Genomic DNA, 22,674 nt, shown 5'->3' with positions numbered 1-22,674 from the left:
TATGTAACTATAATATAATAAGCCACTTACTTTTGTCAAGTAAATATGATAAAATAAGCTTAGGAGGATGATCATTATGGATAATTTCAGATTATGTCCACACTTTGAAGCTGCTTTTGCATTACTTGGTAAACGATGGACCGGGCTAATTATACGTTCCTTGCTTGATGGTTCCAAAAGATTTTCCGACATTCAACAAATCATCCCTGATTTAAGTGCTAGAATGCTTACAGAAAGATTTAAAGAACTCGAAAAAGAGGGAATAATAACTCGCACGGTATACCCTGAAACTCCAGTGCGTATTGAGTATAAATTAACTGAAAAGGGCAGAGACTTAGAAAAATCAATGGATGAAATACAAAAATGGGCTGAAAAATGGACTTAACGAAGTAACAATACTTCGTCATATACACATATAGGAGTTTGGACTTATGCCAAACTCCTATATGTGCATATCCCTTGCCTTCCTGCCACAATAAAATAATGTTTACTTAAAATAGTTCATTTATTTAGCTGTGTACCCTTATACAAAACTGGTATTGCCGCTGCTATAAGAATCATGCCCATAAAAGCGGGTGCAGCATGTCCAAATGATACATAAATTTGACCTCCAATAATAGGTCCCAGCATTCTTGCTAAAGATTGAACAGACTGGCTACCTCCCTGAATCCTTCCTTGTTCATTAGAATCCACAGACTTAGAAAGCATTCCATTGAATGAAGGTCCAAATATCGAATCACCAAAACCAAATATAAACATTCCAGCAATAAAAAGAGGATAAAAGGAACCTAGAGCTGATGCTCCTATAAAACTGTACCCTATAATCTCCGATATCATTCCAAGAATTGATATTTGTTTATCACTAAGTTTTGTCAAAAGCTTTGGCATTATTAAACCTTGTGAAATGATGTCTTGGATGCCCATAATTGAAAACATAAGTCCGATTAATGCAGGCTGAAAGCTGAAAGCATCAATTGTAAACTGTGAAAAAATTGCCTGTAAAGATCCGTTTGGTATCCAGAGTAAGAAAGCTGAGATAAGCAGCCTATTTAAACTTTTTATAGAAAGTATATCTGCAAGCTGTGTAAATGGATTAAGCCGTATAAATTCAATTTCCTTCAGTCTATTATTTCTGTCAAGACTCTCAGGCATAAAAAAGAATCCATAAATGATATTTAAAAAAGTGATTATTGCTCCAAAATACAGAGGTACAGAATAACCAAATTTGGCAAGTAATCCACCTATAGTTGGACCAATAACGGTACCTACACCTACAACTGCACTCATCCATCCAAAATATTTGGTTCTCTGTTCTTTAGGAATTATATCTGCAAAATACGCGAAAATAGTGCTTATGTTCCCACCTGTTATACCATCTATTATGCGTCCAACAAATAGTACCCATAAAGCTCCTCCTATGCCAAAAACCAAGTACCCAATGGTAGAACCCAAAAGACATACTAAGAGCACTGGACGACGTCCGTATTTATCACTTAAAGCTCCAAGTCCAGGAGCAGCAAAAAACATGCAGACTGCATAAACAGAGGTCAGCAGTGTAACAACTACAGCTTGATCTTTTGCATTGCTTATATAAGGCTGAACTAAGAATGGGATAACGGGTGCTACTATAGTTAAGCCTAATCCACAAAGAAATACAGATATAAGACCGAATATCAAAGCATTTTTATCTACAATTTGTTCTTTATTGTGTTTACTATATGATTTAAATTTAAACATTTAAATTCTCCTTTCAGAAATCATTACTTTGTTTCCCTGGAAACATTTTTATCGTATCATCTTTTTGTTTCCTTGTCAACAAAATTATAGTAATAAAAATACAGCCTGCTCTCAACAGAGCTAAGCTGCCTATAAGTTTATTTCCGTTATTCAAATTTTCATGTCTCATGTTGTTCATTTATATTCTGCTTCTTTATTTCTGTATCCAAATGTTTAATATAATTTTTAAAAAAGCTAAGCATACTTTCAAATTGCTCTTCAGTTACTTGCTCAAATACGACTTTATCCCGTTCCTGAAATTCTTTGTGCAAATCCTCATGAATTTTATAAATTTTCTTTCCTTGTTCAGTAAGCCTAAAATAAATTTCTTTTTTATTGTCTGGTTTCTGATAGCTTTCAATTACACCTTTTTTTATAAGCTTTTTGGTCATTTTGCTTATGGCACCCCTTGTCATATAAAGTGACTCTGCAAGTTTTGTCACATTAGAATCGGCATTTTTTCCAATGCATTCTATGTAATGTACTTCAGAAGACTTAAACCCCTTAAGACTGTCTTCCATCTTAAACTTATTAAGCCAAGCCATTTTATCAAATAGCTCTCTTAAACTCATCATGACCTGTTCTTCTTTATTCATGGTCTATCCTCCCACTTGTTGGCGCATTAACAATATTATATTAATTTTTTGTTTCTATTTCAACAATACAAAAATAATTATTTTATAAACTAAGCCATCATTATAGATAGACAACATGAAACCTAAAAATTTTAAATTCTAAGTTTATCTTGGAAAACCAGAACTTGGCTTAAAGTACAGAGTAATATTGACAAATTTTTCTTAATAATATAATATTGTAAATGCAAATTAATTGCATTTACAATATTATAGGAGTGATAAAATGTTTAAAAAATTTCTAACTTTATTCTTAACTATATCTATCTTTTTCTCATTTACTGCTTGCAGTAACAACAGTACCTCAAATTCTTCCAATAAAAAATTAAAAGTCGTAGTTTCTTTCAATGCAATGAAAGAATTCGCTTATGCAGTAGGAAAAGATAAAATAACTATAGTCAATATGACACCTAATGGGACAGAACCACATGATTTTGAACCTAAAACAAAGGATATCGAAACACTTACAAATGCAGATATATTTATATATAGTGGCTTAGGCATGGAATCCTGGACTTCTAAGACTTTAAAATCAATAAATAATAAAAATTTAATTACCGTAGAAGCTTCAAATGGAGTTAACGGAATAAAAAATACTGATGCAGGAGAAATAAAGGAGCATGGTACTTATGACCCTCATTTATGGATTAGCTTAAAAGGTGCAGAATTAGAAACTAAAAACATAGAAAATGCCTTTATAAAAGCAGATTCTAAAAATAAAGCTTTTTACGAAAAAAATTATGCTGATTTTAAAGAACAGTTAGAGGAGCTTTATAATAACTATGACCAAAAATTCAAAACTGTAAAAAATAAAAGCTTTGTTACGGGTCATGCTGCTTTTGCATATCTTTGTAGGGATTTTGGACTAAAACAGGATAGCGTTGAAGATGTTTTTGCCGAAGGAGAACCAAGCACAAAAAAACTAGCTGAGTTAACTGACTTTTGTAAAAAGAATAAAATCCAAACGGTATTTGTGGAAGATATGGTAAGCCCTAAGGTTTCTCAAACACTTGCTAGGGAAGTAGGTGCTAAAGTAGAAAAAATATACACAATTGAAAGCAAGGAAGATGGAAAAGATTACATTAACGCTATGAAATCAAATTTAGAAATGATTTATAGTAGCTTAAAGTAATGCGGAGCAACAATGCTTTGTCACATACACATACGCGGGGTTTGGGATGTAATCCCATTATCCTTCTAGAATAAGATAAAATTACTTTCAATAAAAAATCCTATAAACCTATGTGATGATTTTAAGCGAGTATCTACTCAAGGTATAGAAGGATAATGGTCAAAGCCCAAACCTCGTGCATGTTTACTCGCTGAAAAGATACTCAAACAAATTTAAAACTCTAAGTATTTTATGATTTTTGAGCCAAGATTTATTAGAATTTTTTTAAATTGTTTCTTCAGCATTGTTACTTCGCTCCCACAGTGGCACAAGGAAAAAATTCCTCCGTACCTACGGAATTTTAGGCATGAATCTTTGTAACCAATTAAATTTTCATACTATATATTGCTATTTAATATCCTGTTATGTACTTACTTCGTATTCTTTTCAAAATATCCATCTATGAAAAACTTCTCAAATATGGTATAAAAATTCACTCCAATTAGTACAATACATATTAGGAGTATTAAGATTATTAAAATATCTTCTCATATAGCTAAAGATAAAGGTCCAACATTTAAAAAGTTAGGTAAATCAACGTTTGCTATATTTCAAAGGTAGATAAACAATATTCTTATAAAGGAGGTTTCAATCTTGGAGGAAAGCAAAAAATCTTTTATCTTTATTCCACTATTAGCACTTATATTACCACTTGCATTTATGTTTATTGTAAATATTGATGTGCTAAAATCTAATTCTAAATTTATATTTCAAAATAACGTACTTCAAAGCTTTACAACAATTTTTATAAGTATAATTTTAGAAGCCTTCCCCTTTATCATATTAGGTGTATTTATATCATCCGCTATTCAAATGTTTATATCAGAAGAAACCATAGCAAAATTAATACCAAAAAACAAGTTTGTAGGTTTAGTAGCCGCTGCATCTATTGGTATTATATTTCCGGTATGCGATTGTGCCATAGTTCCAATCGCTAGAGGACTATTAAAAAAGGGCGTTCCCTTATACATTGCAATAACCTTTATGCTTTCAGTTCCAATAATCAATCCCGTAGTCTTATCCTCCACTTATTATGCCTTTTTAAATAATCCTCATATGGTAGTATTAAGAGGTTTTATAGGATGGACAAGCTCCATTATAATAGGCTATATAATAAGTAAATTAGACTATAAGCATAGTAAAACTACTAGATTAAAGGAACTTTTATTTAATGCAAGAACTTTTCACTGTGAAAGCGATCCCCACAAGCATATTAGTAGTTCACACGAACACATCTGCTGCTGCCATCATGAGCATAATCACCATAATCCCAATGATAAAAGAAATTTTATTCATGTAGTTTCTCATATACTGGAGCATGTAAGTTCAGAGCTAAATGAAGTTGGTAAATTTATTATTGTAGGTGCTTTTCTATCAGCCTTAATGCAAACTGTCATTCCTAGAAAATATATCTTGTCTGTTGGAAATCATAAAATATTATCAATTCTAGTGATGATTTTTCTTGCATATATCATGTGTGTATGCTCGGAAACAGATGCCTTTATAGCAAGAACTTTTGTTGGTCAATTCACAAGCGGCTCCATAATAGCCTTTTTAATATGCGGACCTATGATAGACATAAAAAATACACTTATGCTCAATGACGTCTTCAATTGGAAATTTATATTCAAGTTAACTTGCATTATAATGACAGTCTGCTTTTTCATAGGCATTATATTTAACTTTCTTAAAATACCTATATAAAATATATTTATAAGTGGTGATTATGTATGATAAAAAAATTTAAATGGTTCATGTTCTTACTTGGATTTGCATATTACATGTACTACTTAATCTTAAGCAAAAAGCTATATCTATTTATACATCCCAAAATGACCAATTACATAATTTTCTCAATGGTTGTTTTGTTTTTATTATCCATACTTGAATTTAAAAAAATTCTATTTGATAAAAAACATATAACTTCTGTGTCAATAATCTTTTTTGTTCCATTAATACTTGCTTATATAATAAATCCTCAAGGTTTAAACTCAAATATTGCCTCAAACAAAGGAGTAACCTCTAATATTTATTCAAATCAAGCTGATTTAGAAAACATGGCTGTAAATAAGAATTTAATAAGGTTTACTAATGATAACTTTTCGGACATGACAAATGAAATATCTTATAACTTAAATAAGTATAAGGGTAAAAAAATAACCCTTTCAGGCTTTGTTTACAGGGATGATCATTTTTCAAAGAATACCTTCGTAACTGCAAGAATGCTCATAATATGCTGTGCCGCTGATGCTGAAGTTACTGGTCTTGCCTGTCGTGTAAAAAACAATGCTAGCCCTAAAAACAATGAATGGATAAGTATAACTGGTACTATAAATTCCATAGAAAATTTTGATAAAGACTACAGCGATCAAAAAACAATTCCAATAATTGATGTTGAAAGCATAAAACGCATAAATAAACCTAGCAGTCCATATATATACCTAAAGAAATCTCAAGTTAAATAATGTATACAGTAAAAGCGGGCTGTTTAACCTCACAGACCCGTTTTGATTATTATATTAATTTTTTATATTCATTAAACCTATCAATTATATCAGGGTTATCTTTTATAAAATAAACATACTCCTCAAAGCATCTAGTAGTTTCAGCACTCAAAGTATGCTCAATTTTTTCAGTTTCTGTTAAGATCATATCTTCAGGTATACTAAACGATCTTAAGAATGCTTCAATAATATTATGCCGCTTTAATAGAAATTTTCCTAACCTTCTTCCACTCTCTTTAAGAATAATCAAACCATACTTTTCATATTTCAAGAGCCCCAGCTTTCCAAGCCTTTGAACCATTCTTGTAACAGATGGAGGATGTACATTAAGTGCTTCTGCAAGTTCGTTTATTCTTGTAAATCCCGTATCCATGGATAACCGCCATATCATTTCAACATAATCTTCCATTGATGCTGTAATCTTATTATCTTCTTTTTTCATATATTCACTAAAAGTGTGAAAATCATTGTAGTTCATAATTTCTCCCCCAGCTTTTTAAGTTTAATATACCTCATTACATTATATGCTGAAAAAATCAAATAATTTACCTTAGTGTAACTTTTTTACCCTCGGCTTCATATTTTGTATTAGGTAAATAAATTTAATTAAAACTAAGTATTTTAATGCTATAGTTTATTTTTACAAGAAAGGTGAATTTTAATGGATAGAGAAGATGTTATGATAAAGCCAAGACATTTTTTTAGATTCACGAATATCGTGAAGAAAAATAGAAATACTGTAGAAGGTTCTAAAGGATTGCTGAAGTTTTTAGGTCCTGCTTTTGTTGTTAGTGTAGCCTATATAGATCCAGGTAATTTTGCAACAAATATTAGCGGAGGCTCAAAATTTAATTATGCTCTAATTTGGGTTATACTATGGAGTAATTTAATGGCCATATTTCTTCAAATAATGTCAGCTAAACTGGGAATAGCTACAGGACATAACCTTCCAGAAATGTGTGCTATGGTATTTAAAAAACGTACGAATTGGATATTTTGGATTATAGCAGAATTAGGAGCTATGGCAACAGATTTAGCAGAATTCCTTGGAGGAACCTTAGGATTATACTTACTATTTAGAATTCCAATGATTTACGCAGGTCTTCTTACAGGAGTATTAACTTTTTTTATTTGTTATATGGAGAAATATGGTCAAAAAGTAGTAGAACTTATTATTACCCTGCTTGTTGCAGTTATATGCATAGCCTACTCAATAGAACTCATTCTTGCTAAACCAGCTTGGACTCAGGTTGGAATCCATACCATTATTCCAAATCTACCTAATAGTGAAGCTTTATTAATTGCCGTTGGAATGCTTGGAGCCACTGTTATGCCTCACGTTATATACCTTCACTCTCAATTGGTACAGTATAGATGCAACGACAATTCTGACTCTGGCAAAGCAAAGCATTTAAAAATGGAAAAACTAGACGTAATTATAGCCATGAATATTGCATTCATTGTTAATGCTGCCATGGTAATAGTATCAGCAGCGGTCTTTCATAAAAATGGAATTGTCGTAGATACAATAGAGCAAGCTCATATGTCTTTAAAACCACTTTTAGGTTCCTTATCAAGTGGAGCCTTTGGAATTGCCCTTTTAGCTTCTGGTTTATCCTCCTCTGCAGTTGGAACTCTTGCAGGTCAAACTATTATGAAAGGTTTTGTTAATTTAAGTATACCTGTAAATGTGAGAAGACTTATAACTATGATTCCAGCCTTAATCATTATTGCTATCGGTATAAATCCTATGAATACACTTGTTTTAAGCCAAGTAGCTCTAAGCTTTATACTACCATTTCCAATTATACAAATGCTAACCATAGCAAAGCGAAAAGATTTAATGGGAGCTCTTGCTAATAAGATCATTACAAGAGTTATTGGTATACTAATAGCTATAATAATAATATCTCTAAATGCAGTGCTTTTATATCTAACCTTCACAGGCAGGAGCTAAAATGTTATGCTTTTAATTAGACTTAAGGCGAATATAAAAAATTTTTAAGAAAGGCTGAAGTAGTTGAAACTCCAGTCTTTAGTTTACAATTTTGATGCATTCTTAAATTTACGATTTTCGTATTCTCTAGACATCTTTTCTAAAGGTTCCTTCATTATTTCAGAAAGAGAATGAGACTTTTCAATTACCCTTAAAATATCTTCAGTAGTCAGTTCATTTTTGCCCTCTACAAATACCGTTTCTATACTTTCTTTTACAATCTCTTCAATATCAGCTCCACTATAGCCTTGAGTCTTTGAAATAAGCTTGTCAATATCAATACTGCCTAAATCATTTTTTCTACGTCTTGCTATATGAATTCGGAATATGTTTTTACGCTCCTCCTCACTTGGAAGACCTACATAAAATATTTCATCAAAATTCCCTTTTCTCAAAAGCTCTGGAGGAAGTTTTGTAATATCATTTGCAGTTGCAACCACAAAGGTTGGGCTTTCTTTTCCATGCATCCATATAAGAAAGTTTTCTATGAGTCTTGCCGCAACTTCATCAGCACCACCAATGCCTGCAAATACCTTTTCTAGTTCATCGACCCACAAAACGCAGGGTGAAATTGCCTCAGCTAGTGCAATTGCCTTTCTCATATTTCTTTCAGATTCGCCCACATATTTTCCTATTAACCTGCCTACATCCAAACGTAAAAGTGGAAATCTAAGTAACTTTGCTGCTGCTTTAGCACTAAGAGATTTTCCACACCCCGGCACTCCAGCTATTAAAACTCCTCTAGGCATGTCCACTCCAAATTGACGTGCTTTGACAAGGTTTTTAAACACCATTGCTTTACGTTTTAGCCACACCTTTAAATTTTCTAGCCCCCCAATATCGCCTATATCCTCCTTAAGTGGAATCATTTCAAGAATTCCTGCTTTTTTTATTATCTGCTGCTTTTGCTCAAAAATAAGCGATAAATCCTTGTGTGTTAGCTCCCCATCATCCGCATATCCAAGGGCCAAAATATTATTAATTTCAAATTGAGATAATCCCTTAAATGCAACCGACATTTCTTCTAGCAAGCTTGTACTTATACTTTGCAAGGAATTATCCTTTATAAACTTTAAAATAATCTTTTCTATCTCAGGAGTTTTTAAATAATCCATTTCTAATACTGTAATATATTTTTCAAGTTCACTAGGAATATATACTGATGTAGAAACTATAATAATATTTGCATCCAGCCCTTCATTTATATTTTGAGCTATTCCTTTTATATAAGAAATAATATTAGCATTTTTGATAAATGGACTTATATCCTTTAGCACTAATACTTTTCTATTAAGTTCACTGTTATTTTTAAACACCTTTAAAGTATCTCTAAGCGAACAATTTTCTATAATACTTGCCTTAGTTATAAAATCAACATAACCATTAAAGCCATTCCATTCTACAATTTCTCTACCAGAGATAGCATACTTAATAACTTCATCAACTTTACTTTCCTCAAAGCTATTAATATAAATTATAGGAAAGCCTGCATCTATATATCGAATTAGTTTTTCCCTTAAGCTATAATTCATTCTCAATTTCCCCCTTAATTGTTACTTTCCCCAGCAGCATAAAAAATCCATAAAAAAGTTTTTTACATCCTTTGTTTGAAATTTAAGCTGTTCCTTATCTTCGCCTAAAGCCACTTTAACAACCATTATAATATCTGCTATAGATTTTTCGTCAATTTTAATCATATATGCAAAATCTGCAATTAGCGAAACTTTTTCATCATAGTTTCTTTTATCAACTGCCACTGCAAATAATGCCCAAAATATAAATCTTATTGCCTCATAATGATCATTTCTAAGCATTTGGGTTAAATCCTTTGCAGCTGACATTCTTTCATTTACATCCTTAAAGTCTGATGTTTTGTATCTTCCATACCAATTTGGGAGATTAAATCTTGCTTTTAATAGTATTGCCTCTATATATCCATTATCCTTATCATTATAAAAAATTAAATTTAAAGGGCTTGCCACTCTTTCTGCTTCTGAAATATTATAAGATACATAGGGCATTGAAGCATCTATATCTTCAACTAAAACAAAAAATTTAGCTTGTTTCATTTTATCAACTGTATTACTCTCCATAATTCATTTACTCCTCTATAATCAAGAAATTCTGTCTAAATAATTATCGAATGCCTCTGATAAATTGGCATTCTTTATAATATCAACACTATTCCTAGTCTTTTTATCAATATCGTAGTTAAATTTTAATAATTTATCGCTTATTTCATCAAATAATCTTGGGCTCGCATTTTTATAACTATTTTTTACCATTGAATTAAATAAGCCTGATGCTTTATAATGCAGAGAAGTGGGCCTATTTTCCATCTCGTTTCTTTTTAAGATAGCATTTTCTAAAACGCTCATATACTCCTCATTGTAAGAAACACCATTTAGCAAAATATTTTTCTTTAAAAAATCCACAACGGTACTTGATTTAATAATAACTATTGGATTATTTATGCCAACATATGTAACATTTTCCTTATTAAGTGGAATTACAAATTGCTTACCACATAGATATACTGTATTTACGTTTTCATACAATAAACTATCCATTTCCTCTTGAGTAAAAGCCACTTTATCAACATTATCAATTACATTCTTATCATCAGTATACTTCTTTAATTCAAATATTCTTTTAGAGCGTTCCTCTAATCTAGTAATATCTATATTTTTCGAATCCGTACATTTTATACCAAAAACATTGCAAATTTTTTTCTTAAAATCTTTATCACTTCTATCAAGTGCTAATATTTCTTCTGCCTTATCATCATAATATCTATCTTTAAGCCATACAAGCAATTTACCATTCATATAGTAACCTATAATTTTTTCCAAATCAAAATTTTCTTGCAATTCATCAAGACTACGAACTTGCACTCCATTTGCCATCTCTAATGGAAATTTAATTCTTTTAACCATTTTTAGCATCCTTCCTATACATATACAAATTTAAAGTATATATATTTAATTTCGGATTATTTTCTAAAATCATTAAACTTATTTTATTATAAGGTTATATTTTTATAGTTATAAATTTTGTAGTAAGTCATAAGAAATTATTTACATAGTAGAAAAGCTTAATTATATATGCTATATTATTTACATTACTAAAGATTAAAGGGGGATTTACAATGGAAAAAATTTTGGAGTCGCTTATTGATACAGCTCCAATTATGAAACAGTTATATGGTGGAAATGCAGTCATTTCAATTTGGGATAAAGAGCAATGCATATATTTTTTAGATGATCAAAACACAAAATCTACTATAAAGCTTGGAGATAAATTTGATATTAACTTTATAGAAAGATTAGGTGCTTATGACACTATATTTATATCTAAACAGCCATTTACAGCTATGCTTACTAAAGCTGAACATGGTTCAGACTCAAAAGTCATTATAATTCCAGTAGTCAACGAAAAAAATGATGTTGTTGGTTTAATTAATTTCTCAACAAGCATAGAAGGTTTTGTAAAAATAAAAAATGCCACAGTTGAATTAGAAAGTTCACTCCAAGAGACAAACTCAACTCTATCACAAATCACAGACAACGCAGTAGAATTATCTGAAAAGCTAAATCACATGATAGAAAATACTAAAATAACAGAAAAATTAATAAATGAAAGTAATGAAGCTACAACTTTAATTCAAAGTATCTCAAAACAATCTAATCTTCTTGGTTTAAATGCTGCAATAGAATCTTCAAGAGCCGGAGAATATGGAAAAGGCTTTTCAGTTGTAGCTGGCGAAATGCGTAAATTAGCCTCAACTAGCCGAGACTCTTCTAAAAAAGTTTCAACTGCACTTGCCGAAATGAGTAATAACATGAAAACGATAATAGATACAATAAATAAGCTTGGCCAAATAGCAACAAATGAAGCTGCTTCATTAGAGGAAGTATCTGCCACAGTAGAACAAATTTCTGAAAACTCAAAGCTCATAGTTAATAACATGAATTTAAGATAATTAAATAAAAAACACCTCTGATTATTTGAGGTGTTTTTTTCTATGTAATTAAAAAATTCACTCTACCAATCTTGTACATTAGCCCCAATTTAAAATAGGATAATATACTTCTTTAAAGGGAAATATATAAATGAAAAATTCTTGACTTATGGAGGTGCTATTATGAGCATATTGGGAGATATATTTGGAAATGGCGATGACGATAAAAAAGAATCTAATGATGACGATAAAAAACTTCGCCTACACAAAGAAGAGCTAGACATTGCAAAAAATAATGTAAAAAAAGGCGAAGTAGAGCTTAGCAAAGAAATTATAGAAGAAAACAAAGCTGTTGATGTACCTGTAAAACGTGAAGAAGTTGTAATTGAGCGAAAATCCTTAAACAATGAGGCAAGTGATACACCTATAACAGGCGAAGAAACTATTAAAATCCCTGTAAGTGAGGAAAAAGTTGATGTAGGTAAGCACACTGTAGTAACCGGAGAAGTTTCAGCACATAAACGTGCCATTGAAGACACAGAACATGTAGATGAAACTCTTAAACACGAAGAAGCTCGTATAAATACAACTGGTGATCCTAATGTAATCGATCAGGGAACCGACCAACAGTAACTACTATAAAACACCTCTTATTCTAACTTACGAGGTGTTTTTTAAACAAATGGAGGGTAATATCATGGGGAAATTTTCATCTTCTCAAAATGAAGCAACATTTCAAATCAAAGAAGAACAACTTGATATAGCCAAAAAGTGGATACAAACAGGAGATGTAAAAATTCATAGAGAAATCTTATCTGAAAAAAAGAATTTTACTGTACCTGTTGAGCGTGAAGAACTTGTAATAGAAAAAAAATCTACTGAAGCAGAGCCAGTTCAAATTATCAGAATACCTATCAGTGAAGAAAAGGTTGAATTTTCAAAGCATAAAGTAATTTTAGAAGATGTTTCAATATATAAACAGCAAATAGATGATATTAAGCATATTGAAGAAACCTTAAAAAAGGAGAAACCTAAAGTTAAAATTTCTGGTTCTCCAAGCGTCATAAACAAACTAAGTAAAGGATAAATTTTGTTTATATGATGCAAACATGATATCAATATATGAAACCGACCACTCACTTTGGAGATAGGAAGTATATAACATACTCATTAGCATGGAAGTATGCTCAAAAAAATATTTGAACTACTTAATGAATTGATCATATGCTTGATTAAATAAAATATTAAGCTGAACAATAATTAACTAAAAAACACCTCTAAATCTAATTTATGAGGTGTTTTTGAAACAAAATTTAGAATAAAAACAATAAATTATCCCCTACAATTCTATTTCCCACTCAATCCTATTCGCAGGACTTTTGGGTGACAAAAAATATCTTTCAAAGAATTTAGAATTCTTCTTAATAAAATTAAACGCTGTATCTAATGCATGAAATTGGGCTCCAGCTGCATAAGAAGTTACATAATACTCCCAGCCAGAGTAAGCCTTTTGAATATTTTGTGATACTTCCTTAACTAATAGCCACGTCTCATTATCAGAAATATATCCAAGTGCATTTCCTGCAAAATACAAGTAGCAACACCAAGAGTAGTCATATGCAGTTATAGTTGATAAAGGGAGCTTGTTCATATAATACTCTACAATAAATAGCTTTTTATACTGCTCATCATCCTCTGATAAAGAATTTATGTGATCTTTTCTATCCTTAGATGAAAATCCCTTTAAAAAATACATTTTCTCATTAAAATCTTTTCTAAAACCTGTATTCAAAAACCAATCTATCTTCTGTTTTAAGTCTTCGGAGTTTTGTATTTCTAAAAATTTGAGCCTATCTTTTACTACATTGTCATTCGTGTTTATGTTGCATTTCCACCCATATATCTTATTCTGCCAAAGCAAATCTTTATCTGAACATAAATATGCCATGGAAAGCATAAATAACTTTTGCTTATCTACAGATTCATTTATTTCACGGCGTATATTCATGTCTTCCCCTCCTAAAGCTAGTGATGCTCTTAAGTATTTCTACTAAGCATGATGCAAGCACCCAAAGTCCCAAAACAACTGAAGTTCCAAAAATAAATGTTTTAAAACCATTTGGTTCCTTTAGCTTGGCCTTTGGTCCAACATATATATTGGTATTGATATTTTGATTACTATATATAGTTTCTACATGACCTTCCCGTAAAGATTCTTTTATTTTTTCTGTAAGACCAGAAGATTTATTTTTATAAACAGTTCCTGAATAATCTAAAGAAATACCTTTGCCAGGCACAGGGCAGTCATCTGCATCCATTATAATGATTACATTTTTATTACCAAGTTTCCCTATACATACGGCTGTATCCAGAGTTTCCAAACTACGTTTGGGTGCATCAGAATCCTCTATAGTTTCATAAAACTTAACTTCCTTATTACCATACTTTTTCTTAGCTCCCCATACACCCACAAATTGAACATCTTTAAGTTTGAGTTCCACAACATTTTCCCCTAACTTAAGTTTCATAAGTTCACCATAATTATTTATAACTACAGGAGTTCTTTTGTGCTGAATAAACTTAACCATATTTTCTGCAGAAATATTTATATCTGCATCCTTCATCATCGATTTCATAGAAGTAAATGCACAAATTACAAAAAATAAAAATATAAACAAAAGTGCTTTTATATTAGGTTTAATATGCTTTTTTAAATTTTTTTGTGAAATTCCAGCTTCTTGGCATAATTTAATTAATTTTGACTTTTCACGCCTTCCCTTTAGACCTTTTTTCTTTTTATACACAATACGCATAAGTACAGCTTTAGCTTGAATATCCAGTGGATTTTTCTTTATTATCTTTAAAAATACTTTTTGAGAATTTTCTATATCATTTAATTTAAAATAGCTTCTTCCAAGAAAGCTCAGCACTGCTTCATCTTCCGGAGATTTTTTATTTAACTCTTTTAAAATATCTAAAGAAGCTTTTACATCACCTTTTTCGTATAATATTTTTGCTTTTAAAAAAGCAGCATTTTCATCATCTGGAGTTATATCAAAAACATTTTTTAAATACTTAAGAGCATTATCAAAATCCTTAATTGCAAAATAGTACTCAGCAATCATCTTGAGAAGACTTGGATCGTTTTTATAAATATTATATGCCTTAAAAAATTCCTGCCCTGCCTCCTCTAAATTTCCATCCATAAATTCATAGTAACCTGATTCTCTGAAATCAAAATATTCATCAATATCAATATTTTCCACATTTTGGAGATGCTCAAATGAAAATTCAAAAGGTCCATCTATAGCTATATATAAATATTGCATAACCTCTTTAGAATACCTTTTATAAAAATAATCTCTGTTATTAGTAAGCTCAAAAGTATCATCAATAAGCTTCCATACTTTTCTAGGCATATAATATCTTGTCTTTAAAAATCCAATAAATTTATCATTAAGATATGTTTTGTCTCCCATGTACCATATAACATCTGAATTTAAAATCTCTTTCCACTTTTCAATATCAATTCTAGAGTAAAAATCATCATATAACTTTTCCACATTGCTAATAAACTTATCCACAGAATTCTTAAAGTTATCCTCATTAGTTGATGAACCTTCATAATCCTTAAAATTATGAAGGTTTATCCTTTTACTATCTACTTCAAGGTCATCCTTAAAGTTAATATTTTGAAGTTTAATATCCTGCTTAGCTTCATTGTGAAAATTGACATCCTGCAGTTTAGTATCATAAGTTTCTTCCTCTATATCATTTGGGGCAGTACCCTTCTGACTTCTCTTTGCATAATTTATTGCAGCAGTATAAGCTTCTCTGAGATTTTGAAATCCTTCAGGATCATCTTCAGGATGATGTAACCTAAGATTTTTTGCATAAGCTTTTTTTATATCAGAGATTTTATCTGTAGGCTCAATGCCTAAAACATCCCAAAATCCCATTAATATATAACCTCACCTTCAATATAATCCAATTGACTTTTAAAATCCTCTGCTGCTTTTTTTATTTCATCTTCATTTTGTCTTTCTAATATTGCTTCGAATTTCTCAGTAACCATACCAATAAACGCTCTCTTATCGCCAAGAGATTCTTCATATAATCTCTCTGCCCTCGCCAAAAGATATCTATTTTCCGCTCTCTCTCTTGGATGAATTTTAATATCTTTGAGAGCTTCAAGCCTTTTTTCAACTTCTCCTTCTGACATTACTCCTGGATTTTCTTGAATTACGACTCTCTTTTTTACACCTGTTTCTACTGTTGTAACTTCAACCTCAAGAATTCCATTAATATCATAAGTATATCTTACATCTATCGCTTGGTTACCCGCTGGTGCTGAAGGCACATTTGCTTTAAGTGTACCAAGTTTAATATTGTTTTCAATTCGTCTGCTTTCGCCTTGATATATATCAACATTTATTATAGTTTGCCTATCACTTACTGTATATAAACGTTTCACTTTACTTACAGGTATAGGCGTATTTCTTTCTATTATTGGTAAAAAGTATCCAGCCTCATAATCTTTCTCAGAAATTCTATGGACAACATCAGTTCCCAAAGTATACGGACATACGTCTGTAAGTATTAATTCTTCTAAACTTTTATTTCTTTCCTTAAGAGCAACTTGAATTGCCGCTCCCAGTGCAACTGCTTCATCTGGATTTATATTTGAATATGGAAGTTTTCCAAACATCTTGCCAACAACAGATTTTATGAAAGGCATACGTGTAGCCCCTCCAATTAAGATTACGGCATCAAGATCTTCTGGTGCTAATGATGCATCTCTTAAAGCTCTTTCTATTGGCTGGCGAAGACGTACTAAAAGAGTATTTGCAAGTCTTTCAAATTCATTTTTAATAATTTTCATCTCAAAAGTTTTATCATCTTTGGTAAACTTAATTTCACCTGAGCTATCATTACTTATAGCAAGTTTACACATTTCAGCCTGCTTATATATAGCTGAACGTTCTTTGCTGTCAAGCGAATCAATATCTATTTTTTGAGTTTCTATAAAATAAGACACAAGCAGATTTGTAAAATCCTCGCCGCCTAAAAAGTTATCTCCTGCTATAGATTTAACCTCCATTATTCCTTCAAACATCTCTAAAATTGATACATCAAAGGTTCCACCTCCAAGATCAAAAACAAGGAACTTTGTATCTGCATCCCTAAGATGTATTCCATAGGATATAGCTGCGGCGGTTGGTTCACTTATAAGTCTTTCTACTGTTAAACCTGCAAGCTCTGCTGCATGCTTTGTAGCCTTTCTTTGAGCATCATTAAAATATGCTGGTACACTTATAACTGCTTCTGATATTTCTTCTTTCAAAAAAGCTTCTGCATCTGCTTTCAATGATTTAATTACAAAAGACGACAAATCTTCTGGAGAGAACACATACTTGCCTAAATTGTAACGCTTGTCCGTGCCCATGTATCTTTTAAATGTTGAAGCTGTATTCTGTGGATGAGTAATAAGTCTTTCCTTTGCAATTTTTCCTACTAATATTTCATCATTTTCATCTACACTTACTATAGATGGAGTAAGATTTTCTCCAAAAGCATTTGGTATTATCTTTGGTCCATCATCAGTAAAATACGCAACCAAGCTGTTGGTTGTTCCTAAGTCAATTCCTATCTTTGCCATTCTAAGTCCTCCCAATTATTTTATATACCAATTATACCGAATTTAATTTTACCATGTAGACCATAAAATTACAAAATAATCACTATATACTCAATAGGTCTTTTTTAATCCCTTGACATAAATCAAAATATAATATACGATTGTTTTACGCAGTGTAACCTTAGTATACAGTATGTGTATCACATATATTATCGTAGGAGGCGCAAGCTAATGAACACAATATCTAGAAGAGAACGAGAAAAACAAGCAAGAGAAGAAGATATAATAAATGCCGCAGAAAAAATATTTATAAAGGAAGGCTATAATGAAGCCTCAATGGAACAAATAGCAAGAGAATGCCAGTTTACTAGAAAAACACTTTATCAATATTTCGCCAATAAAGAAGACTTATATTATACAGTTGTGATTAGAGGTTTTACTAAACTTTTAGAGTACTTTGAAAAAGAAATAAAAAATGGAACTACTGGCTTTGAAAAGCTTCAAAATTTAGGCTTTGCCTATTATAAATTTTATAAGGACTTTTCTGGCATCTTTGCCCTTATGAATTATGTTGGATACGTTAAATCAAAGAAAGAAAGTGAAGATAAGCTCAAGGAATTCAATAAAATCACAGATTCAGTAGCACAACAAGTTGCTAAAATTATTGATGAGGGTAAAAAGGATGGAACCATCCGCACAGACGTTGACACTATGAGTTTAACCTTATCCTCTGAATTTTCATTAACAGGCTTTTTCCACATGCTTTCTGTATCCGGCAAAACATTTATGAGCCACTTTTCACTTAACGAAGAAGAATTTATACGCTTTAATATTAACCTATTATGTGATGCTATACGTAAAAAAAACTAGCACATCCTTTCCCATTTATCCTCTCTCCTTACTGGCGCTCCATGTGCTGGGCATACCCATTTAAACGGAACAGATGATATATTTTTTATAGACTTTTTTAATAGTGCTTCATCCCAATTCATATTTGGATAAGGCTCTATTTTTCCTTTTTTAGATTTCACTAGATCTCCAACAAACAATATATCCTTGTAAAGTATACAAACATGACCTGGTGTATGCCCCGGTGTCGGTATAACTTGTATATCACCAATTTTTGCATTTTCATTATAAGCATATATTTCTTCTGGCTTTTCAACTCTATTAAAAAATGAAAAAACTCTTTTTATTCCAGGCCTTGTTTTATATCCTTTAATGTATGGAATATCCTTACTACCTGCCCACAGTTTAGCTCCAGTTAGCTTTTGAAGCATTACAGCATTTCCAACATGATCCAAGTCATGATGAGTTAGAACTATATGCTTTATATCTTCTAATTTTATATTCATAGCTGCAAGTTCCTTTAAAATTCCTTTTCCTTGCCATTTAAGCCCTGTATCAACAAGAATTATTTCCTTGCCAAGTATTATGTAAGCATACGCTCCCTTTGTAGAATCTAGTGCATAAACATTATCCGTTATTTTCATTTACTTTTATACCTCACTTATTTTATAATAGTCCTCTTTTTGAAAGGCTTTCATATGTAGCACGTTCCTCTCCAGCTTTACAGTTCAAGATTTTATTTTTAAATATAGGTTTTAAATATACTCCAGCCATTAATCTAATAATTAAACTTTGAAAAGGATATTTATTATTATTTTCTATGTCCTTTGTAATTTTGACGCCTAAATTATGCGCCTTTTTTAGTGCTTCTTCATTTTCACAGCTTTTCTTTTCTTCCCCTTTAAACATAGTCCCAACTCCTAGATATCCTGATACATAAGATCTTTGAAATATTGCAAAACCAAAAGTATTGGCAAGCTTTTTGGCAACTTTTTTTGCTGCTCCTGCACCATATGCTGTAGATATTCCTGCACCATATTTTCCTCCAAGTAAAGAAGCATATAGGGTATACGGCCCTAAACGTTCAATAAAGCATTTCATTATTGCATTGTACTCTGTGGCATAGGTTGGAGAACCTAGAATAATTCCATCTGCTTCATAAATAGTTTTCCTAATTTCCTCAAAATCATCTGGCAAAGGACACTTTCCTTTAGCTGTACAATTTAAACAGCCTGTACAAAAATTAAGCTTATGCTTAGCTAAAAAAATTTCTTTCACTGATGCCCCCTCTTCTTTTGCACCCTTAAGTGCTTCTCTAACAAGAGTTGCAGTGTTTCCTTTTATTTTTGAACTACTTATTACTCCAACAATTTTAATATTCTTTTTCACTTTACCTCTCCTCTTTCCATCAATTCTTATTCTCAAATAAAGCAACACACATTGTATACCTATGTTACATATTGTAACCCAAATACACAATGTGTGCAACTACAATTACTTTTTATTTTTTTAAAAACTTATCAAAATACTTATAAAATTCTTCTTTATTTGCTAAATGAACATTGTGATCTGGATGTGACATTTCACAAGCAATACAATTTGGAAGTAAGGCTTTCATTTTTTCAAACTCTTCATCTGGTATTCCCTCATGGCTACTCGATCTTATTAACATTGCTGGACATTTTATATTAGGTAATAAATGAAACCATTCTTCACGATATACGCTATTGGCCGCCATGGCTTGAGAACTAAACATCATCTTGTATCCATCTACAGTTTCTATCAAGCTATTCATAAAATATTGATATTCCAAACTTGAATGTGAAGCTTGTTTAATAAAATTCTTTGCTTCGTTTAGAGTTGCAAATGGCATAGGCCAATCTTTTGTAAAAGGATCTACAAGCTTGCTTTCATCCAATGGAAAACTACTTGTTTTTGAATGTCCTGCTGCCGACACATCAAGTATAGCTACCGCCTTTACATACTCAGGATATGTAGCTGCCAAATATCCTGCTACTGCTCCACCCATTGAATGTCCTACTAAAATAATTGAATGTACTCCTAAAAAATCTAACAACTCAATTATATCCTCTGCCATTTCCTTAGATGTATATTTTGATATAGGTTTGCTGCTAAGTCCATGTCCCCTCTGATCTGGTGCAATAATTCTATATTGTTTTCCGTAGTGATTAATAAAATCAGCCCATACTTCTGCTCTTCCCCATCTTCCATGCAGGCAAACAATCACTGGTTTCTGTGTCTTTGTATCAAAATAAAACATATCAATATTTTTTAGCCTAGCAATGTTCCTATAGATTTTTACTTCTTTCATACTATTCACTCCATTCGTATTAATTTAATTTTATATCAAATAGTTTTATGTGAAACTATTTATCCAAAAAAAATTAGAAGTTGTTTTTTATTTTTTCTAAAGTTTTAAGTAACTCCTCTCTTTCATCTTGAGAAATATTCCTATACACCGTAGACAATAAATCTTCTGATACTTTATTAAACATAGGTTCTAATTTTCTTCCCTTTTTAGTTAAAGTCACAAATACTACTCTATTATCTTCAGTATCCCTGGTTTTTTGAACATAATCTTGATTTATTAATTTATTTACAAGCGCAGTTATTGTAGACTTATCCTTACCTATTTTCCTTGCAAGCTCATTCATTGTCATTTTCTCATTTTTTAAAAGTGCAAAAATAATGTCACCATGAGATGGTGCAAGTCCTTTTACTCCCCAGCTATCCATTTCATTTACAATAAACCGGTTTGCATTGTCCCTTATTTTTGAAATTAATGATATTATATCTGTTGTTTTCATAATTCACATTATAGTTTTATATCAAACTATTGTCAATATTTATATAAATATAAAATATGAAATTTAGTTAATAATCGAATTTAATAAAATACAAACATATTGCTTTTCAATCCATGTTATAATAATCTGTGGTTTTTTACTTAAGCTAAAGAGGAGGACAAGTTTTGAATAGTTACAAAGGAATAGCTTATGCACTTTTATCTTCAGCAGCATTTGGAGTTATGCCCATTTTAGCTAGGGTTGCATACGCTAATGGTTCTAATCCAACCGCCGTATTAATATTTAGATTTTCAATTTCAGCGTTAATATTATTTCTATACTTAAAATGCATACATATTAATATTAACTTAAAAATAAGGCAAGTATTATTACTCATATCTATTGGTATAACTGGATATACCATAACAACTGAAGCTTTATTTATATCATATAATTATTTAGGTGCAGGTCTTTCAACTACTCTGCATTTTATATATCCAGTTATAGTTTGCATTACAAGTTTTATACTTTATAAAGATAAAATGGGCAGCAAAAAAATTATATCTCTGCTGCTTGCTGCAGTTGGCGTTTATTCATTGGTTGGCTTAAAAAATAACGCTATAAGCATTTTGGGGATTTCCTTAGCTTTATTTTCCGGCCTAGCTTATGGGCTAACCTTGATTGCCCTTAATCTAAAATGTATTAATTCTTTAGATAATAGAGTTACCACTATGTATCTTTGCATAGGCTCGGCAATAGGCACTGTTTTATGTGGTACCTTTAATAATTCTATAACTTTAAACTTTAATTTTAACATCTTAATTTGCTGTGTTGGAATTTCCATAGTTTCAACAATACTATCAATAATTTTACTTTTGAAAGCTATAGATATAATAGGCGTGTCATCTTCATCAATCCTTGGAACTTTTGAACCTATAGTTAGCGTATTTTTAGGAGTGTTATTTTTGAATGAAAAGCTGACATTTTCATTACTCATAGGAAGTGCACTTATATTAATCTCAACAGTTATACTTGCAAAAGAAAAGAAAGCTTAAACGAAAAGCATAGATTTCGTATTAATGTTACTTCGCTAACCCGGAAATACAAGGTAACTTTTTCTCCGTTTCTCTACGAAAAACTCTCTGTAAACATGGTTAATCAATAGAATTTAATAATCATATTATAATATTACAAGGATTTAATTGCTTACGAAGATTCAAGCCTAAAATTCCGGAGGTACAGAGGAATTTTTTCCTTGCACCACTGTGGGAGCGAAGTAACAATGCTGAAGGAACGATTTAAAAAAGTCCTAATAAATCTTGGCTCAAAAATCATAAAAT

23 protein-coding genes are annotated in these 22,674 nt (G+C 31.2%); 10 read left to right on the top strand and 13 right to left on the bottom strand.

Annotated features, from left to right (window positions below; all coding sequences use genetic code 11):
* Positions 1–76: 76 nt before the first annotated feature.
* Positions 77–385, top strand: a complete 309-nt coding sequence (locus tag ACJDT4_RS10995; RefSeq protein WP_406787616.1) for a winged helix-turn-helix transcriptional regulator — start codon at positions 77–79, stop codon at positions 383–385.
* A gap of 116 nt (positions 386–501) precedes the next feature.
* On the opposite strand, the gene ACJDT4_RS10990 is transcribed toward ACJDT4_RS10995, so the two are convergent.
* Positions 502–1,737: an MFS transporter gene (locus ACJDT4_RS10990; protein ID WP_406787615.1), complete on the bottom strand. Its 1,236-nt coding sequence runs from the start codon at positions 1,735–1,737 to the stop codon at positions 502–504.
* A 158-nt stretch (positions 1,738–1,895) separates the two neighbouring features.
* Entirely contained in the window at positions 1,896–2,372 is a 477-nt protein-coding gene (locus tag ACJDT4_RS10985; RefSeq protein ID WP_406787614.1) for a MarR family transcriptional regulator, read from the bottom strand.
* 262 nt (positions 2,373–2,634) lie between these two features.
* On the opposite strand from ACJDT4_RS10985, the gene ACJDT4_RS10980 reads away from it, so the two are divergent.
* The 3 genes from ACJDT4_RS10980 to ACJDT4_RS10970 all read left to right on the top strand — a co-directional run bounded on the left by ACJDT4_RS10980 (position 2,635) and on the right by ACJDT4_RS10970 (position 6,044).
* The gene (locus ACJDT4_RS10980) at positions 2,635–3,540 is read left to right on the top strand and encodes a metal ABC transporter substrate-binding protein (RefSeq protein WP_406787613.1); all 906 of its coding nucleotides are present in this window, start codon (positions 2,635–2,637) and stop codon (positions 3,538–3,540) included.
* 633 nt (positions 3,541–4,173) lie between these two features.
* The gene (locus ACJDT4_RS10975) at positions 4,174–5,283 is read left to right on the top strand and encodes a permease (protein ID WP_406787612.1); all 1,110 of its coding nucleotides are present in this window, start codon (positions 4,174–4,176) and stop codon (positions 5,281–5,283) included.
* 26 nt (positions 5,284–5,309) lie between these two features.
* Positions 5,310–6,044: a TIGR03943 family putative permease subunit gene (locus tag ACJDT4_RS10970; protein ID WP_406787611.1), complete on the top strand. Its 735-nt coding sequence runs from the start codon at positions 5,310–5,312 to the stop codon at positions 6,042–6,044.
* A 49-nt stretch (positions 6,045–6,093) separates the two neighbouring features.
* Here the strand turns inward: ACJDT4_RS10970 and ACJDT4_RS10965 are convergent, their stop codons facing one another.
* Entirely contained in the window at positions 6,094–6,561 is a 468-nt protein-coding gene (locus tag ACJDT4_RS10965) for a metal-dependent transcriptional regulator (protein ID WP_406787610.1), read from the bottom strand.
* Positions 6,562–6,744: 183 nt separating this feature from the next.
* Between ACJDT4_RS10965 and ACJDT4_RS10960 the strand changes: the two genes are divergently transcribed.
* Positions 6,745–8,040, top strand: coding sequence for an Nramp family divalent metal transporter (locus tag ACJDT4_RS10960; RefSeq protein WP_406787609.1), 1,296 nt, complete (start codon positions 6,745–6,747; stop codon positions 8,038–8,040).
* A gap of 83 nt (positions 8,041–8,123) precedes the next feature.
* On the opposite strand, the gene ACJDT4_RS10955 is transcribed toward ACJDT4_RS10960, so the two are convergent.
* Genes ACJDT4_RS10955 through ACJDT4_RS10945 form a run of 3 tightly spaced genes read right to left on the bottom strand, consistent with a single transcriptional unit; the run spans position 8,124 to position 11,015 of the window.
* Positions 8,124–9,611 carry an AAA family ATPase gene (locus ACJDT4_RS10955; RefSeq protein ID WP_406787608.1) on the bottom strand — a complete coding sequence of 496 codons (1,488 nt, stop codon included), beginning with the start codon at positions 9,609–9,611 and terminating at the stop codon, positions 8,124–8,126.
* Positions 9,612–9,632: 21 nt separating this feature from the next.
* Entirely contained in the window at positions 9,633–10,172 is a 540-nt protein-coding gene (locus tag ACJDT4_RS10950; protein WP_406787607.1) for a hypothetical protein, read from the bottom strand.
* Positions 10,173–10,193: 21 nt separating this feature from the next.
* On the bottom strand, positions 10,194–11,015 hold the full coding sequence (locus ACJDT4_RS10945) for a hypothetical protein (RefSeq protein WP_406787606.1): 822 nt from the start codon (positions 11,013–11,015) through the stop codon (positions 10,194–10,196).
* Between the two features lie 212 nt (positions 11,016–11,227).
* Here ACJDT4_RS10945 and ACJDT4_RS10940 point away from each other — a divergent pair, with 212 nt between their 5' ends.
* The 3 genes from ACJDT4_RS10940 to ACJDT4_RS10930 all read left to right on the top strand — a co-directional run bounded on the left by ACJDT4_RS10940 (position 11,228) and on the right by ACJDT4_RS10930 (position 13,127).
* On the top strand, positions 11,228–12,061 hold the full coding sequence (locus ACJDT4_RS10940) for a methyl-accepting chemotaxis protein (protein WP_406787605.1): 834 nt from the start codon (positions 11,228–11,230) through the stop codon (positions 12,059–12,061).
* Positions 12,062–12,223: 162 nt separating this feature from the next.
* Complete coding sequence (locus ACJDT4_RS10935; RefSeq protein ID WP_406787604.1) at positions 12,224–12,673, top strand: YsnF/AvaK domain-containing protein; 450 nt, start codon at positions 12,224–12,226, stop codon at positions 12,671–12,673.
* Positions 12,674–12,737: 64 nt separating this feature from the next.
* The gene (locus ACJDT4_RS10930; protein WP_406787603.1) at positions 12,738–13,127 is read left to right on the top strand and encodes a YsnF/AvaK domain-containing protein; all 390 of its coding nucleotides are present in this window, start codon (positions 12,738–12,740) and stop codon (positions 13,125–13,127) included.
* A 252-nt stretch (positions 13,128–13,379) separates the two neighbouring features.
* On the opposite strand, the gene ACJDT4_RS10925 is transcribed toward ACJDT4_RS10930, so the two are convergent.
* From ACJDT4_RS10925 to ACJDT4_RS10915, 3 genes are read right to left on the bottom strand one after another with little or no spacing between them, the layout of a single operon-like run.
* Entirely contained in the window at positions 13,380–14,048 is a 669-nt protein-coding gene (locus ACJDT4_RS10925) for a DUF1266 domain-containing protein (protein WP_406787602.1), read from the bottom strand.
* Positions 14,032–15,999, bottom strand: a complete 1,968-nt coding sequence (locus tag ACJDT4_RS10920; RefSeq protein WP_406787601.1) for a J domain-containing protein — start codon at positions 15,997–15,999, stop codon at positions 14,032–14,034. The genes ACJDT4_RS10925 and ACJDT4_RS10920 overlap by 17 nt, the downstream gene beginning before the upstream one ends.
* The gene (locus tag ACJDT4_RS10915; RefSeq protein ID WP_406787600.1) at positions 15,999–17,699 is read right to left on the bottom strand and encodes a molecular chaperone HscC; all 1,701 of its coding nucleotides are present in this window, start codon (positions 17,697–17,699) and stop codon (positions 15,999–16,001) included. Before ACJDT4_RS10915 ends, ACJDT4_RS10920 begins: the two co-directional genes overlap by 1 nt.
* A 210-nt stretch (positions 17,700–17,909) precedes the next feature.
* Between ACJDT4_RS10915 and ACJDT4_RS10910 the strand changes: the two genes are divergently transcribed.
* Complete coding sequence (locus ACJDT4_RS10910) at positions 17,910–18,548, top strand: TetR/AcrR family transcriptional regulator (protein ID WP_406787599.1); 639 nt, start codon at positions 17,910–17,912, stop codon at positions 18,546–18,548.
* Here ACJDT4_RS10910 and ACJDT4_RS10905 read toward each other — a convergent pair.
* The 4 genes from ACJDT4_RS10905 to ACJDT4_RS10890 form a co-directional block, all read right to left on the bottom strand.
* Positions 18,545–19,171 (bottom strand): MBL fold metallo-hydrolase, encoded by a 627-nt coding sequence (locus ACJDT4_RS10905; RefSeq protein ID WP_406787598.1) that lies wholly within the window; start codon positions 19,169–19,171, stop codon positions 18,545–18,547. The genes ACJDT4_RS10910 and ACJDT4_RS10905 overlap by 4 nt on opposite strands.
* 22 nt (positions 19,172–19,193) lie before the next feature.
* Positions 19,194–19,916, bottom strand: coding sequence for a flavodoxin family protein (locus tag ACJDT4_RS10900; RefSeq protein ID WP_406787597.1), 723 nt, complete (start codon positions 19,914–19,916; stop codon positions 19,194–19,196).
* Between the two features lie 112 nt (positions 19,917–20,028).
* Positions 20,029–20,859, bottom strand: a complete 831-nt coding sequence (locus tag ACJDT4_RS10895; RefSeq protein WP_406787596.1) for an alpha/beta fold hydrolase — start codon at positions 20,857–20,859, stop codon at positions 20,029–20,031.
* Between the two features lie 73 nt (positions 20,860–20,932).
* Positions 20,933–21,355 carry a MarR family winged helix-turn-helix transcriptional regulator gene (locus tag ACJDT4_RS10890; protein WP_406787595.1) on the bottom strand — a complete coding sequence of 141 codons (423 nt, stop codon included), beginning with the start codon at positions 21,353–21,355 and terminating at the stop codon, positions 20,933–20,935.
* Between the two features lie 164 nt (positions 21,356–21,519).
* Between ACJDT4_RS10890 and ACJDT4_RS10885 the strand changes: the two genes are divergently transcribed.
* Complete coding sequence (locus tag ACJDT4_RS10885) at positions 21,520–22,389, top strand: DMT family transporter (RefSeq protein ID WP_406787594.1); 870 nt, start codon at positions 21,520–21,522, stop codon at positions 22,387–22,389.
* Positions 22,390–22,674 lie beyond the last annotated feature (285 nt).

The organism is Clostridium neuense, assembly GCF_045310695.1.
Classification (GTDB): domain Bacteria; phylum Bacillota; class Clostridia; order Clostridiales; family Clostridiaceae; genus Clostridium_S; species Clostridium_S neuense.
Note: the sequence above shows the minus strand (reverse complement) of the source record. Positions and strands in the feature narration are given on the sequence as shown.

Excerpts from the sequence above, each read along its gene's own strand:
- ACJDT4_RS10980 (WP_406787613.1), top strand. The coding sequence starts at position 2,635 with ATGTTTAAAAAATTTCTAACTTTATTCTTAACTATATCTATCTTTTTC.
- ACJDT4_RS10960 (WP_406787609.1), top strand. The coding sequence starts at position 6,745 with ATGGATAGAGAAGATGTTATGATAAAGCCAAGACATTTTTTTAGATTC.
- ACJDT4_RS10945 (WP_406787606.1), bottom strand. The coding sequence starts at position 11,015 with ATGGTTAAAAGAATTAAATTTCCATTAGAGATGGCAAATGGAGTGCAA.
- ACJDT4_RS10890 (WP_406787595.1), bottom strand. The coding sequence starts at position 21,355 with ATGAAAACAACAGATATAATATCATTAATTTCAAAAATAAGGGACAAT.
- ACJDT4_RS10970 (WP_406787611.1), top strand. The coding sequence starts at position 5,310 with ATGATAAAAAAATTTAAATGGTTCATGTTCTTACTTGGATTTGCATAT.
- ACJDT4_RS10965 (WP_406787610.1), bottom strand. The coding sequence starts at position 6,561 with ATGAACTACAATGATTTTCACACTTTTAGTGAATATATGAAAAAAGAA.
- ACJDT4_RS10925 (WP_406787602.1), bottom strand. The coding sequence starts at position 14,048 with ATGAATATACGCCGTGAAATAAATGAATCTGTAGATAAGCAAAAGTTA.
- ACJDT4_RS10920 (WP_406787601.1), bottom strand. The coding sequence starts at position 15,999 with ATGGGATTTTGGGATGTTTTAGGCATTGAGCCTACAGATAAAATCTCT.
- ACJDT4_RS10950 (WP_406787607.1), bottom strand. The coding sequence starts at position 10,172 with ATGGAGAGTAATACAGTTGATAAAATGAAACAAGCTAAATTTTTTGTT.
- ACJDT4_RS10915 (WP_406787600.1), bottom strand. The coding sequence starts at position 17,699 with ATGGCAAAGATAGGAATTGACTTAGGAACAACCAACAGCTTGGTTGCG.
- ACJDT4_RS10990 (WP_406787615.1), bottom strand. The coding sequence starts at position 1,737 with ATGTTTAAATTTAAATCATATAGTAAACACAATAAAGAACAAATTGTA.
- ACJDT4_RS10895 (WP_406787596.1), bottom strand. The coding sequence starts at position 20,859 with ATGAAAGAAGTAAAAATCTATAGGAACATTGCTAGGCTAAAAAATATT.
- ACJDT4_RS10940 (WP_406787605.1), top strand. The coding sequence starts at position 11,228 with ATGGAAAAAATTTTGGAGTCGCTTATTGATACAGCTCCAATTATGAAA.
- ACJDT4_RS10955 (WP_406787608.1), bottom strand. The coding sequence starts at position 9,611 with ATGAATTATAGCTTAAGGGAAAAACTAATTCGATATATAGATGCAGGC.
- ACJDT4_RS10910 (WP_406787599.1), top strand. The coding sequence starts at position 17,910 with ATGAACACAATATCTAGAAGAGAACGAGAAAAACAAGCAAGAGAAGAA.
- ACJDT4_RS10935 (WP_406787604.1), top strand. The coding sequence starts at position 12,224 with ATGAGCATATTGGGAGATATATTTGGAAATGGCGATGACGATAAAAAA.
- ACJDT4_RS10930 (WP_406787603.1), top strand. The coding sequence starts at position 12,738 with ATGGGGAAATTTTCATCTTCTCAAAATGAAGCAACATTTCAAATCAAA.
- ACJDT4_RS10905 (WP_406787598.1), bottom strand. The coding sequence starts at position 19,171 with ATGAAAATAACGGATAATGTTTATGCACTAGATTCTACAAAGGGAGCG.
- ACJDT4_RS10995 (WP_406787616.1), top strand. The coding sequence starts at position 77 with ATGGATAATTTCAGATTATGTCCACACTTTGAAGCTGCTTTTGCATTA.
- ACJDT4_RS10985 (WP_406787614.1), bottom strand. The coding sequence starts at position 2,372 with ATGAATAAAGAAGAACAGGTCATGATGAGTTTAAGAGAGCTATTTGAT.